The sequence below is a fragment of the Oscillospiraceae bacterium genome, assembly GCA_015065085.1.
GTDB lineage: Bacteria > Bacillota > Clostridia > Oscillospirales > SIG627 > SIG627.
On the sequence record SVQW01000003.1, the window covers coordinates 38,412 to 53,016 of the forward strand.

Here is a 14,605-nt window from a genome sequence, read left to right on the forward strand (position 1 = left end):
CACATCCTTTTTATTGTAAGTATCAGCTTGCATTAATTATATCACCATTTTCCTGTTTTAGCAATAGTAAACGCAAGAATAAAGTTGCATTGCGATTACTGCGTCCGGATAAATGGCAAAAAAACAGTAGTTTATGCAATATATCTGTTAATATACAGTTATATTTCACGCTGTATTTCAAAAATTATGACAAAATCTTAATTTTTTTATGTATTTTCATCTAAACTATTTACTTTTCTAAATAGCTGTGATAGAATTACATCGTAATTAAATATACACTATTTTGGAGGTAACACTCATGGGCAGACTTTTTGATGAGCATATAAAGCGATACGTCGCAAGCCTTGACGGCACATGGAAATTCCGCACAGATCCCGAAAAGATCGGTGAGCAGGAAAAATGGTTTAACGGTATTCCCGGCGCTATCAACGTAACTGTTCCGTCCGTATGGGCTATGTATAAAGACACTCCATTTTACGAGGGCGCGGCATGGTATCAGAAGGATTTTTATACAGATGGCGGATGCTTAAGGTTTTGCTTTGGCGCCGTAATGACCGAGGCGGATGTGTGGCTGGACGGTGTTTATCTCGGAAACCATTACTGCGGATTTACTCAATTTGATTTTATTGTACCAGAAGTTGCCGCAGGTAGGCATGTGCTCGTTGTGCGCGTCGACAACTCCTTTGACCAATATTCTATCCCCCAGAACCGAGTAGACTGGTTCCATCACGGCGGTATTACGCGCAGTGTGACAGTGGAAACTCTCAAGGGAGTTTGTATTCTCAATAACCGCCTTGAGTACGAAATTGACGATGCTCTCAAAAACGTAACAGGAAAATTCGTACTGGAGCTTTACAACGCAGGCGGAAAAGAAAACACCACTGTCAAGGCTATGTTGGATGATGTAACCGTATGCGAACTGGATGTCACTGTAAAAGCGGGAGATACCGTTACCGTCACAACACCTGAGTTTACCCTCGAAAACGTACGTCTGTGGAACATTTTGGCTCCCGAGCTTTACAATATTTCTCTTTCCACCGACACCGACGACCTTATGGACAGAGTAGGCTTCCGCAAGCTTGTTGTTGCAGATGCAAAAGTGTTTATCAACGGCAAAGAGGCTCAGTTCCGCGGTGTAAACCGCCATGAGGACCATCCCGAATTCGGCTTTGCTTTCCCGATTGGTCTCATGCAGAGAGATATAGACCTTATAACCGATATGGGCTGTAATGCAATACGCGGCTCCCACTACCCCAACGCTCAGGAATTCATCGATTTGCTCGACGAAAACGGCGTAATGTTCTGGAGCGAAATCCCCATCTGGGGATGCGGATTCTCGGCAGAAACACTTGCCGATCCCATTATAATTGAACGCGGTCTGAATATGCACCGTGAGGCAGTAAAATACTACTACAACCACCCCTGCATCACCATGTGGGGTCTGCATAACGAGATACTTCTCAACACTAAAGAAGGTCATGCTATCTCTAAGGTATACTATGATTTTCTCAAAGCAAACGGCGGAAACCGTGCTATTGTTTATGCCTGCAACATGCCTATGGAAGACATTTGCTTTGAGTTCTGCGACATTATGTGCCCCAATGTTTATTACGGCTGGTACACCAACTCATTAGATGACTGGGCACCTTTCCTGGAAAAATTTCTCCAACGCAGACACGATTTGGGATACGACCACAAGCCTATAATATTCAGCGAATTCGGTGGCGCGGCACTGTACGGCTGTCATGACAATTCTGACGTATGGTGGAGCGAAGAATTCCAGGCAAAAATGCTCACTCACGTACTCAACACACTGTACAGCACTCCCGGCATCATAGGCTCCTATGTGTGGGAATTCTGCGACAGCAGAACATATTACCGTCTGAACATCAACCGTGCAAGAGGATACAACAACAAGGGTATTATGAGCGAATACCGCAAGCCCAAGCTGGCATATCACGCCGTCGGCGAAATCTACCGCAAGCTTGCAGAAAATAATAAGTAATTTTCTACACATGCCGTAAAACAACTACGGCATGTGTTATTTTTTATGGCGTATTTTGTTAGTATTTTGTGAAAATGTTGACTTTGGTAACAATATGTAGTATCATATCTCTATAATGTTAAACCAGGGCGGTGATTTTGTGGAGCTTGTGAAAAAATTCGGTGCAAAAAAAGATGTGGACATGACCGAGGGCAGTATTGTAAAGCATCTTGTTTCCTTCGCGTTTCCGCTTCTCATAGGCAACCTTTTTCAACAGCTTTACAACACGGTGGACACCTGGGTTGTGGGCAACTATGTCAGCAACGAAGCATTTTCGGCAGTCGGATCGGTAACACCCATTATCAATCTGCTCATCGGCTTTTTCATGGGTCTTTCAACGGGTGCAAGTGTTGTTATTTCACAATACTACGGTGCCAAAAAGCTTGACAAGGTGCAGGACACGGTTCATACCGCAATTACCGTGACATTAATACTGGGAGTTGTTTTCACGGCAGTAGGTATCGGCATGGTGCCGTTTATGCTGAGACTGATGAAAACCCCGCCGGAGGTTGTACCGGAAGCTGCAACATATCTTGTTATTTATTTTGCAGGCATTATGGGGCTTATGGTATACAATATCGGCTCGGGAATACTGCGTGCCATCGGCGACTCCACACGACCGTTCTATTTTCTGGTGGTATCCGCGCTTACCAACATCGTGCTTGACCTTGTATTTGTTCTTGTGTTCGGAATGGGGGTAGAGGGTGTCGCATACGCAACGATCATTTCGCAGACACTATCTGCCATATTGGTTCTGATCGTGATGATGCGTTCCGATACCTGCATAAAGCTGGATTTGCGCCGTCTCAAAATTCACGGCGACATGCTTCTTAAAATAGTAAAGATAGGAATACCGGCGGCACTTCAGATGGCGATAACATCTTTTTCAAACGTATTTGTCCAATCGTACATGAACTATTTCGGTGCTGATGCCATGTCGGGATGGACGGCGTACACCAAAATCGACCATTTTCTGCTTTTGCCAATGCAATCGTTAGCGCTTGCCGTAACTACATTTGTGGGACAGAATTTGGGTGTCGGTCAGGATAAAAGGGCACGCAAAGGAGCCAATACCGCGTTGGGTATTGCACTTTTCATATCTATAACAATTTCCGTACCCATAGTCATTTTTGCGCCTTATCTGGTTGCCTTTTTTAACAGCAAGCCGGAGGTAGTGGCATACGGAACAACGCTTATCCATTTTATTACGCCCATCCACGCGGTAAGCTGTATAAACCAGATTTACAGCGGTGCGCTCAGAGGTGCAGGCAACAGCCGTGCGCCAATGATAGTAATGCTGTTATCCTTTGTTCTGTTCCGCCAGATATATCTTTATACCATGTCAAATTTTATTTCAAACACCTTTGTCCCCATTGCCATGGGATATCCGGCAGGCTGGACAGTTTGCAGTATACTGATGTTTATATACTACAAGCACACAAAGCTTTCAGATACACGTGTGGTAGAGGAAAAGTAAAGAACAATAAAAACGGAAATACTTTAACATAAAGTATTTCCGTTTTTTGTTATTGTACTGTTGAGTTCCCTTTTTCCAAAAACAATTTATCTGAATAAAACTCACATTCAAAATTTTGTTATTTACTTGGTCCAAGTGTTATGGCAGGATTTGCAAGATGCTGAAGAATTTTGATAAGGTCCGAAACATTGAGCGAACCATCACAATTAACATCCGCAACGAATTTCTGCGACTCGGTAAGGGTGATTGCACTGCTTGCCAATGCCTGCGCAACGAAAATTGCATCGGAAACATTCACATTTCCGTCTTCATTTACATCACCGTATTTAAACACACTGACCTGGTCATTGTCGCCGGACGCGGCAAGTAAAGTATATGAAATGATATTTCCGTCATCGTCTTTTGTGGCTTGTATAACTCCGGAATCAATCGCAGCACATCTTATTGACGGCAAAGTATCCCCGGTATAACGCCGAACCGATTCATAATATCCCATATCATTGTAAGATATTCCGAAAAGTTCAGAATTTGAATCAAAAATCACTTTGTATGTTTTGGCATCCTTTGTCACCTTGTATGTTTTTTCAGTCCCATCGTACCACAATTCTCCGCCGGATACATCTATTTCATATCCTTCGCCGGTAACAGGGTCATAAGGGTCGTAGCACTTTATGCCGGGTAATAATATGTATTTTCCGTCAACACTGTCCGTTAAGGTTGCAACACTATACGAAAAACTGTCCCAAGCATCTCCCTCTCCATAATTTTCATACGTTTGGAGAAATCCCGCTTTTCCTTTATAGAATGCCAACACCTTATTTTGAACTGCCACAGAGCCGTCCTCGGGATTTACACTGACTTCGGGATCGGTTGCCATGACCATAAATGCATAATCATATCTTTTTTGAATTCTTGTCCATTTTGCAGATAAAGTGTGATTTGTTCTTTCTTCGACAACAGTGGTGCTTTGTACAAGCTCTCCGTCGGAATCATACCATCCGTCAAAGCGGTACCATGGTCTTACGGGTGTAGGAAGCGTTCCGTATTCAGAGCCGTATATGACCGTTTTGTACTTTGAATCAACAGTTCCGCCGTTTGAATCAAAGTAAACTAAAGCTTTTGTATTTTGCGAGCTTATGATTACATTATCATTTCCAGTGGACATCACCTGCAAAGTATATGAAACAATATTTCCGTCATTGTCTTTGGATGCGCGGATAATACCGGCATCAATTGCAGTGCTTTCGATCAACGGCAAAGTATCCTCGGTATAACGTAAAACCTTTTCATAGAATTCCAAGTCATCATAGAACACCGCGAAAAACTCCGTATCTGCATCAAGACCCACTTTGTAGGTTTGGTTGTTTTTTGTCACTTTATACGTTTTCTCGTCTGAATCGTACCATAATTCTCCGCCGGATACATCTATTTCATATCCTTCACCGGTAGCAGGGTCATAAGGAGCATAACATTTTACACCGGGTGATAATACATATTCCCCATCAATTATGTCTGTCAAAGTTACGACATTATACAAAAAGCTGTTCCAATCATTTCTATCGGTATAATCTTCATACGTTGAGAGTATTTCTACCTTTCCATCATAAAAAGCAATCAACTTACTATGAACTTCTACAAAACCATCATCGGGATTTACAATAATTTCAGATTCGCCCTCTCCAATTATAAATGCATATTGGTATTCCGACAAGGCCGTTGATGCTGTATTAAGGCGTCCGACAGCACCGGAAGCAACGTCCTGTGCCGATGCATTAAATATTCCCGAAACAAGAACGCCAAAAATGATTAGTATGAGTGTTAATAAAATTTTGTTTTTCATTTTAAACTCCTTCGCGAATAAAAAGTGCACAACCCTTATTTCAGAGTTATGCACCGAAAAACGCACGACTCCGATTAGTTGCTACACAAATCATCACCACACCACAAGAATGCAGAAAAGAGTATGCGCTTTTACCAAAAGTAAAAACACATCCTTGCAGAAAGGTGATATTTGATTCGTGTAGCACCTATATTATAGCACTGTTTTCATAAAATGTCAACACTAAAGCTTTTCGCATGACGGCAGTTTTACATATTTAAAACAAAAGCCCTGAAACCGTACAGTTTCAAGGCTTTTTGGTATGACAAACCGCACAACCGACGCCTGTGATGAATAATAAAAGAGCTGTAACCAAGTGCGCAAATCGGGTGCGGCACTGCCGCTGGGGACGACAGAAGTCGAATCTGTGACCTCTTGCATGTCAAGCAAGCGCTCTAACCAACTGAGCTACGCCCCCGTATCAAGCATTCGAACGCATCATAATATATATCATATACCTCAGCGCCCGTATATGATAGCACAAAATTACTGTAAAATCAAGTATTATATCGTTTTATTAACAAATTATTCAAACAGTGATTTTTTTGTATTTTCCCCCTTGCAAAATTGTAAAAAATGTGATATAATTGTCAAGTTAACAAAATCAATCTTATACTCCAAGGAGGAGAACACTATGAGTTTTCTGTTAGACGGTGTTTTAAGCATCACATGGCAACAATGCGTAATGTATGCGGTAGGTATACTGCTTATTTACCTTGCGATCGCCAAAGAGTACGAACCGACCCTGCTTTTGCCCATGGGATTCGGCGCAATTCTTGTCAACCTGCCATTTTCGGGTGCCATCGACCAAATGGTTGGCGGCAATACCGCACACGGCATCATACAATGGCTGTATGATATGGGTATTGAGGCCTCTGAGGCAATGCCGCTTCTTTTGTTCATCGGTATCGGTGCAATGATAGACTTCGGTCCTTTGCTCTCCAACCCCAAAATGTTCCTTTTCGGAGCTGCGGCGCAGTTCGGAATTTTCTTTGCTGTTGTTGTTGCCATAGCTTTGGGATTTGACCTTCGTGATGCGGCATCTATCGGTATCATCGGTGCAGCGGACGGACCTACATCCATTCTGGTTGCAAACGTTCTTAAATCCGGTTATATCGGACCTATCGCCGTAGCTGCTTATTCCTACATGGCGCTTGTCCCGATCATTCAGCCTATTACAATCAAAGCGGTTACCACAAAAAAAGAACGTATGATACGTATGCCCTACAATCCAAAAAATGTTTCACGCTTTTTACGCATAAGCTTTCCTATCGTGGTAACGGTTATTGCAGGCCTTATAGCCCCCACTTCAGTCTCGCTGGTCGGCTTTCTGATGTTTGGAAACCTGCTTCGCGAGTGCGGAGTTCTCAACAACCTTTCGGAAGCGGCGCAGAGTATGCTCGCAACACTGATAACATTGCTTCTCGGTATCACAATTTCGTTCAGCATGATTGCCGAAAAATTCGTAACCCTTGAAACGCTGCTCATAATGTGTATCGGTCTTGTGGCATTCATATTTGACACCATCGCAGGTGTAGTATTTGCAAAGCTCATGAACCTGTTTTCAAAAAACAAGGTCAACCCCATGGTCGGTGCGGCGGGCATTTCCGCGTTCCCCATGTCAGCACGTGTTATTCAAAAGCTGGGACTTGAAGCAGATCCTTCCAACCATCTGCTTATGCACGCGGTCGGCGCCAATGTTTCGGGTCAAATAGCATCTGTTGTTGCCGGCGGTATGATACTAAATCTTGTTCCGCAGATTCTGCAGAGCATAGGATAATCGGGAGGTCTGACATGAATATAGAGTTACTTAAAATAGCATTTCAGCTCATGGGACAGGGTATGCTGGGAATTTTTGTGGTAATGGCAATTATTGCCGCGGTTGTTTTCGTATTTACCAAGTTCTCAAAATAGTACATATAACCAAAAACCGCAGAATGTTTTGCACATTCTGCGGTTTTTACTTTATATTTTATTCTTCCGGCTTGGTTTCAAGCTTTAACGGAAAATCGCCCAGTTTATTGACCTTAAAACCGTTTTTCTTGTATTCTTCGTAATCGAAAGCCTCAAGCTCATCAATGGCGAGCTTATGGAATTCATAGAAATTATACCACCATTCGTAACCGCTTCCCAATTCGGCGTTGAGATATGCATCGGCAATATCGCAGCCCATTTTGGGTGCAACATAGAACGCGCCCATGGCAAGTACATTCACTCCGTTACCTGTGATTGCACGCAGTGCCGCGGGAACGCTTTCAACAACACCCGCATGTACGTGAGGACATTTCGATGCGGCTATATGTATTCCCATACCCGTACCGCAGAAAAGGAGCGCCCGCTCAAATTCGCCCTCGGAAATCATGGCGCCCGCACGCAGTCCCACTCGGTGGAACATAAGGTCAGTGTCATCAGGGTCAGAATCCGCTTTTACGCCAATATCGGTAACCTTCCATCCCTTATTCACCAGATGCTCAACAACAGCTTCTTTGAGCGGAAATCCCGCAAAATCGGCACCTACAAGTATTTCTTTGTCTTTAACTCTTTTCATAGTCTTCCCCTTTCATTTCAGAGAAACGTTTCTCGGTATTGAGTACAGTATATCACGTATTATTTGTATTGTCAACTATTTTAAAAAAAACGCTGTAATAAATCTCCTCTGCAACAGGTGTCAACAACAGCCTTTATGAAATATACTATATCAAGAGGTGATTTTTATAGGAGAAATTTTGAAATCAGAAAACCTGTGTTGCAAATATCAAGCGGACAACGGAGAGGTGGAAGCTCTCAGGGATATTTGCTTTTCCATAAATGAGGGAGAGACCGTAAGCATAATCGGTCCGTCGGGATGCGGAAAATCCACGCTTCTTTCAATAATTGCCGGACTTGAAAAGGCAACAAGCGGAACTCTTCTTGCTGACGGCAAGCCTGTTGACGGAGTGCGTGAGGATATCGGCTACATGATGCAGTCAGACAACCTGCTGGATTGGCGCACAATACGCAGAAATGTGCTTTTGGGGCTTGAGATACGCGGAATATGCACACGTGAAAACATTGAATATGCCGACAGTCTCATGGAGGAATACGGTCTGGGCGAGTTCAGCCGTAAATATCCGTCTCAGCTTTCGGGCGGAATGCGTCAGCGCGCGGCACTCATACGAACGCTTGCCACACGTCCGCGTATACTGCTGTTGGACGAAGCATTTTCCGCATTGGATTATCAGACCCGTCTCAAGGTGAGTGAAGATGTGTGGCACATTCTGCGGCGTGAAAAAATGACCACACTTATGGTAACTCACGATATTCCCGAAGCCATCAGCTTTTCAGACAGAATAATAGTACTCACTCCCCGCCCTGCCTCGGTTCATGCAATACACACGGTGGACATACCTCTCACTCCCATGAAACGACGCAACGACAGCCGTTTTTCGGGATTTTTTAATCTCCTCTGGAATGAAATAAATCAGAGGGGGTGAAAAGATGGATGGTATTTCCCCCGAAAGGGCTGTATATCTGAAAAATAAACGCAGGACAAAGAGCAGGATAACCATGCTGAGACTGGGCATACTTATAGGTTTTATAATTCTGTGGGAGATTTCCTCTTGTCTGAACATGGTGGATTCTTTTATAATGAGCAGTCCGTCGAGGATAGTAAAAACCCTTATCTCGGTAAGTGAAAACAACATTCTGATTCATATAGGTATAACCTTTTTCGAAACGCTGACGGGTTTTCTGCTCGGTAGTGCCATGGGTATTCTTATTGCAATCGTTCTGTGGTGGAACGAAACTGTTTATCGCGTCAGCGAACCGTATCTGGTAGTGCTTAACAGTTTGCCGAAAATCGCACTGGGACCCGTTATAATAATATGGGTAGGTGCAGGTCAAAAAGCAATAATCGTGATGGCGCTTGCCATTTCACTCATTGTAACTGTGCTGGAGGTGCTCAACGGATATGCGGCAACCGATAAACAGAAAATACGCATGGCACTTTCCTTCGGGGCAACAAAACGGATAGTATTCCAAAAAATTGTATTTCCGTCAAATGTTGCCACCATATTCAATTCGCTCAAAATAAGCATAGGGCTTTCGCTTGTGGGAGTTATTGCGGGCGAATTTCTTGTTTCAAAGGGCGGGCTTGGATACCTTATCGTTTACGGCGGTCAGGTATTCAAGATGGATCTTGTCATGGCAAGTGTTTTTATACTGGCGTTGATGGCGCTGGTGATGTACAAATGCGTTATATGGCTTGAAAAAATAATTCTCGGCGCCATAAGTCCGGGAAAACACTGAGAGGAGCAAAACATGAAAAAAGTCATTTTACCTTTTTTTATTCTTTTATTCACACTGTTTGCACTTGTAAGCTGTAACACCGACGATGAGCTTGTAAAAGTAAGTGTAAACGAGGTAACACATTCGGTATTCTATGCACCGCAGTATGTTGCAATCAACAAGGGATTTTTTGAGGACGAGGGACTGGAGATTGAATTTGCCACCGGCGAGGGTGCGGACAAGGTTATGGCAGCGGTACTTTCCGGGTCGGTGGACATAGGTTTTTCGGGGCCCGAGGCAGCAATATACGTTTACAACGAGGGCAGAGAGGATCAGCCCATGGTGTTTGCACAGCTTACTCAGCGCGACGGCGCATTCCTTGTGGGGCGCGAGCCGCAAGAGGATTTCAAGTTCACCGACTTGAAGGGCAAGCACGTTCTTCCCGGCAGACGCGGCGGAGTACCCTTTATGACCTTTGAATACGTGCTCAAAGAGAATGGTCTGGACACAACCAACGACCTCAAATTTGATGACAGCATACAGTTTGCCATGCTGGCAGGAGCATTTACAGGTGGAACCGGCGATTATGTAGCTTTGTTTGAACCCGTAGCCTCTACGCTTGAAAAAGAAGGCAGAGGACACATCGTAGCATCCATCGGCGAAGCGGGCGGTGATATTCCATACACAGCTTATTATGCCAACAAGAGCTTTATCGAAGAGAATCCCGATGTGATTCAAAAATTCACTAACGCCATTTACCGTGCACAGCAATGGATACGCGAAGCTCCCGCCGAGGAGGTTGCAAAGGCAATTCAGCCCTCTTTCCCCGACACAGAGCTTGACATACTTACTACTGTTGTGGAGCGTTACATTTCCATTGATGCATGGTGTGCTACACCTGTTATGAATGAGCCAAGCTTTATGCGTTTGCAGGAGATAATATCAACTGCCGGAGAGCTTGACAGGAAAGTCCCTTTTGAAGCAGTGGTAGACAACAGCTTTGCACAAAATGCAGTAAAATAACAATACGAACGGGCAGAAGCTTTACGGCTCCTGTCCGTTTTTTTGCTTGTGCACAAAATAAGTGAATTTTTTTAAAATTTTTCACAAAAGTACTTGTATATTTTTGAAAACTTTGCTAGAATATAGGGTGTATTAATATTTTAACATTTTTGGAGGTATTATATCATGTCAGTAAAAGTTGCTATTAATGGTTTCGGCCGTATCGGACGTCTCGCATTCCGTCAGATGTTCGGTGCTGAAGGCTATGAGGTTGTTGCAATCAATGACCTTACCAAGCCTTCCATGCTCGCAGGTCTTCTCAAGTACGACACCGCTCAGGGCGGCTACTGCGGCAAAATCGGTGAAAATCTTCACACTGTTGAAGCAGACGACGAAGCCAACACCCTCACCGTAGACGGTAAGGTTCTCAAGATTTATGCTGAAAAGGACGCTAAGGATCTTCCCTGGGGTCAGATCGGCGTAGACGTTGTTCTGGAGTGCACAGGTTTCTACTGCTCCAAGGACAAGTCTCAGGCTCACATCGATGCAGGTGCTAAGAAGGTTGTTATCTCTGCTCCCGCAGGCAACGACCTCAAGACCATCGTTTTCTCCGTAAACGAAAAGACCCTTACTGCAGATGACAAGATCATCTCTGCAGCTTCCTGCACCACCAACTGCCTGGCTCCCATGGCTGCTGCTCTTAACAAGTATGCTCCCATCCAGTCCGGTATCATGTCTACCATCCACGCTTACACCGGCGACCAGATGATTCTCGACGGTCCCCACAGAAAAGGCGATATGAGACGTGCAAGAGCAGGCGCTGCTAACATCGTTCCCAACTCCACCGGCGCTGCTAAGGCTATCGGTCTTGTTATTCCCGAACTCAACGGCAAGCTCATCGGCTCCGCACAGAGAGTTCCTGTGGTAACCGGCTCCACCACCATTCTCACCGCTGTTGTTAAGGGCACTGATGTTACCGTTGACGGTATCAATGCCGCAATGAAGGCTGCTGCTTCCGAATCCTTCGGCTACAACACCGATCCCATCGTTTCTTCCGACGTTATCGGTATGAAGTACGGTTCTCTCTTCGATGCAACTCAGACCATGGTTGCAAAGATTGCTGACGACCTTTACGAAGTACAGGTTGTTTCTTGGTACGACAACGAAAACTCCTACACCAGCCAGATGGTAAGAACCATCAAGTATTTCGCAGAAATATAATCACTGTCTGATATTAAGGCGAAAAAACCTCCGCGCTCAACCAATTGGTTGAGCGCGGTATTTTTATATATTCACCTGACATCCGTCGTATGCCACAAGACATCCGTATTGTTTTGCATTTTCTTCTATAATGTGGTGGATAGGGTTTCCGTTATGAGAAAAATGGTTTACATATTTAATCGTCTTATCGTTAACCGCTCCCATTCCCGAAAGTCTTTCAAGCACCTCTTTAATGTTGGCAAAGTCCATGTGAGAGCCCTTTCCGGCGGGAATATCCACATTTGTGCAATCCAGGCTCACCATATCGAACACCTTTTTGTTCTCTTCAATATACGAAAATACTTCTTCATAAAAATATCCCGTATCATGGGCGTAAAGCAGTGTTTTATCCCCTTCGATTATGTATATCAATGCCTCGCCCTCCGGCATGTGTCTTGCAGGCAGTGCGGTTATTCGGTAGCCGTCGACCTGTACAGTGTCAAATGCCTTTATAACATTTATTTCCACATTCTTGGGGGCAGACGAAAACATTTTTGCAGTGTAGCCGGAACAAAACACCTTAAGAGTGGGAACTCTCATTTCCTTTGCATAGGCACCGCCTCTTATGAGAAGGTCATCCTTATAAAAATGATCCTCATGTGCATGAGTTATTACAAGATATTTTATCAGATCTCCTTCAATACCGTTAGTAAGAAAATGGTGGTATGTATCGGCAGGAAAATCAATGAGCATATCATTATTAATCAGCGTCTGTGAACGGGTACGAATATTTTTTCCGCCCAGCCTTCTTGCCTCAACACAATATTTACAGTTACAAAAAACAGCAGGCATTCCCTCCGACGCCGCTGTGCCAAGATATGTAAGCTTCATTTGATGTACCCCTTTTAGCAGAATATTAAAAAATATCAGATTGTCTATATTTTACAACACCTCACGCCGATTGTCAAGAGTACAAAATTTTTTGTTTACTTATTGTTAAAGTTGCGTTACTATTTTAGTAGTATACTGTAAGTTGGAAAATTGAAAGGAGGCTGTCTGAATTGGTAGAACTTAAGAATGTAACCAAGCTGTACGGCAAAAAAGCCGCCGCCAACAATGTCACTTTCAGCGTTGAAAAAGGCGAAATCGTGGGATTTCTCGGTCCCAACGGTGCAGGCAAAACAACCACAATGAATATTCTTACCGGTTACCTTTCCGCCACGAGCGGAAGCGCAAAAATAGACGGTATAGATATACTTGACAACCCCATAGAAGCAAAAAAGAGAATAGGATTTTTGCCCGAAACTCCCCCGCTTTATCTGGATATGACGGTAGGTGAATACCTGTCCTTTGTATACTCCCTGAAGGAGTGCAAGCTGCCCAAGAAAAAACATCTTGATGACATTTGCAATGTTGTTGGCATAAAGGATGTGTATAACCGCGTTATCAAAAATCTTTCCAAGGGCTATAAACAGCGTGTTGGTATTGCACAGGCACTTGTGGGAAATCCGCCCGTACTCATATTCGACGAGCCTACGGTAGGTCTGGACCCCAAACAGATAATCGATATCAGAAACCTCATACGCGGATTGGGCAAAAGCCACACCATAATTCTTTCCTCACACATACTCCCCGAGGTACAGGCAGTGTGCGACAGAATAATTATTATAAACAAAGGTGTTATAGTTGCCAATGAAAAGGCGGAAAATATATCTCAGATAGTCTCCAACCGCTTCAAAGTGTTGGCTAAGATATGCGGTCCCGCGGAAGCTGTGCTTCGTGCTCTGCGCTCCATGCCGGAGGTCACCTATGCTGAAATCCTCAGCAATGCCTCGTCGGACGACAGCGTTTCGTACCTTATCCAGTCCTCAGCTTCTGTCGACATACGCAAACCGCTTTTCTACATGCTGTGTGAAAAGGGCTGGCCGCTTGTGGGACTTGAAAGCGCAGGCGCAAGTCTTGAAGATATATTCATAAATCTTGTTGACAACACCAACCGTCAGAAAAAGGAGGGTGCCGAATAATGGGTGCTATTTTCAAGCGTGAGCTTATTTCCTATTTCACCTCCCCCATCGGTTATATATTCATGGCGGTATATCTTGCCATTTCAGGCGCGGTATTCTGCTTTACCACTCTTGCCATGGCAAACAGTACGGTGGGAATGTATTTTATGATAATGATATTTTTCTACATCATACTCATTCCGCTCCTGACAATGAAGCTGTTAAGCGAGGAAAAAAAGCTTAAAACCGAGCAAATACTTCTTACCGCTCCCGTAAGCCTTTTTGAAGTGATTTTTGCAAAATTTCTTGCAGCATATGTTCTCTTTGCGGGAACATTTCTGATTTCATGTCTGGAATTCGGCGTTTTGTATCTGTACAGCGACCAGATAAACACCGCTGTTATAATTTCCGGCTCTGTGGGAGTACTGTTTATCGGCGGTGCATTTATCGCCATCGGGCTTTTCGTTTCTTCGCTTACGGAAAACCAGCTTATTTCCGCAATACTTTCAATTTTTGCTATTTTCTGCATGCTGGCACTGGGTCTGGTTTCCTCGGGAATCGATTTCGAGCCATTGAGAATACTTGTCAAATGGCTGTCGGTATTTGACCGCTACAACGATTTTTCCTACGGTCTGTTCAGCCTGAGTGCAATATTCTATTATATTTCCATAATTGTTGTTTTTCTGTTTTTAACCATAAGAATTTACGAAAAGAGAAGATGGGAGTGATGCGGA

Annotated in this window: 12 protein-coding genes and 1 tRNA gene; 9 read left to right on the forward strand and 4 right to left on the reverse strand. The window is 43.9% G+C overall.

Annotated features, from left to right (window positions below; all coding sequences use genetic code 11):
- Window positions 1–298 precede the first annotated feature (298 nt).
- Window positions 299–2,005, forward strand: a complete 1,707-nt coding sequence (locus E7588_03895) for a beta-glucuronidase (protein MBE6688407.1) — start codon at window positions 299–301, stop codon at window positions 2,003–2,005.
- A gap of 115 nt (window positions 2,006–2,120) precedes the next feature.
- The gene (locus tag E7588_03900) at window positions 2,121–3,521 is read left to right on the forward strand and encodes an MATE family efflux transporter (protein MBE6688408.1); all 1,401 of its coding nucleotides are present in this window, start codon (window positions 2,121–2,123) and stop codon (window positions 3,519–3,521) included.
- Window positions 3,522–3,639: 118 nt separating this feature from the next.
- Here E7588_03900 and E7588_03905 read toward each other — a convergent pair whose 3' ends face one another.
- Window positions 3,640–5,361, reverse strand: a complete 1,722-nt coding sequence (locus E7588_03905) for a hypothetical protein (GenBank protein ID MBE6688409.1) — start codon at window positions 5,359–5,361, stop codon at window positions 3,640–3,642.
- Window positions 5,362–5,744: 383 nt separating this feature from the next.
- A tRNA-Val gene (locus E7588_03910) sits at window positions 5,745–5,818 on the reverse strand.
- A 216-nt stretch (window positions 5,819–6,034) separates the two neighbouring features.
- Between E7588_03910 and E7588_03915 the strand changes: the two genes are divergently transcribed.
- Entirely contained in the window at window positions 6,035–7,180 is a 1,146-nt protein-coding gene (locus tag E7588_03915; GenBank protein MBE6688410.1) for a sodium ion-translocating decarboxylase subunit beta, read from the forward strand.
- Between the two features lie 192 nt (window positions 7,181–7,372).
- Here the strand turns inward: E7588_03915 and E7588_03920 are convergent, their stop codons facing one another.
- Window positions 7,373–7,948 (reverse strand): RpiB/LacA/LacB family sugar-phosphate isomerase, encoded by a 576-nt coding sequence (locus tag E7588_03920; protein ID MBE6688411.1) that lies wholly within the window; start codon window positions 7,946–7,948, stop codon window positions 7,373–7,375.
- Window positions 7,949–8,108: 160 nt separating this feature from the next.
- On the opposite strand from E7588_03920, the gene E7588_03925 reads away from it, so the two are divergent.
- From E7588_03925 to gap, 4 genes are all read left to right on the forward strand, one after another.
- Window positions 8,109–8,873: an ABC transporter ATP-binding protein gene (locus tag E7588_03925; protein ID MBE6688412.1), complete on the forward strand. Its 765-nt coding sequence runs from the start codon at window positions 8,109–8,111 to the stop codon at window positions 8,871–8,873.
- A 4-nt stretch (window positions 8,874–8,877) separates the two neighbouring features.
- Window positions 8,878–9,687, forward strand: a complete 810-nt coding sequence (locus tag E7588_03930) for an ABC transporter permease (GenBank protein MBE6688413.1) — start codon at window positions 8,878–8,880, stop codon at window positions 9,685–9,687.
- Window positions 9,688–9,699: 12 nt separating this feature from the next.
- Entirely contained in the window at window positions 9,700–10,689 is a 990-nt protein-coding gene (locus E7588_03935; protein MBE6688414.1) for an ABC transporter substrate-binding protein, read from the forward strand.
- Between the two features lie 165 nt (window positions 10,690–10,854).
- A complete protein-coding gene (gap, locus tag E7588_03940; protein ID MBE6688415.1) occupies window positions 10,855–11,889 on the forward strand; it encodes a type I glyceraldehyde-3-phosphate dehydrogenase in 1,035 nt (344 codons plus the stop codon).
- A 63-nt stretch (window positions 11,890–11,952) separates the two neighbouring features.
- Here the strand turns inward: gap and E7588_03945 are convergent, their stop codons facing one another.
- On the reverse strand, window positions 11,953–12,759 hold the full coding sequence (locus E7588_03945) for an MBL fold metallo-hydrolase (protein MBE6688416.1): 807 nt from the start codon (window positions 12,757–12,759) through the stop codon (window positions 11,953–11,955).
- A 170-nt stretch (window positions 12,760–12,929) separates the two neighbouring features.
- On the opposite strand from E7588_03945, the gene E7588_03950 reads away from it, so the two are divergent.
- Together E7588_03950 and E7588_03955 are read left to right on the forward strand one after the other, a co-directional pair.
- Window positions 12,930–13,892: an ATP-binding cassette domain-containing protein gene (locus E7588_03950; GenBank protein MBE6688417.1), complete on the forward strand. Its 963-nt coding sequence runs from the start codon at window positions 12,930–12,932 to the stop codon at window positions 13,890–13,892.
- Window positions 13,892–14,599: an ABC transporter gene (locus E7588_03955; GenBank protein ID MBE6688418.1), complete on the forward strand. Its 708-nt coding sequence runs from the start codon at window positions 13,892–13,894 to the stop codon at window positions 14,597–14,599. Before E7588_03950 ends, E7588_03955 begins: the two co-directional genes overlap by 1 nt.
- Window positions 14,600–14,605 lie beyond the last annotated feature (6 nt).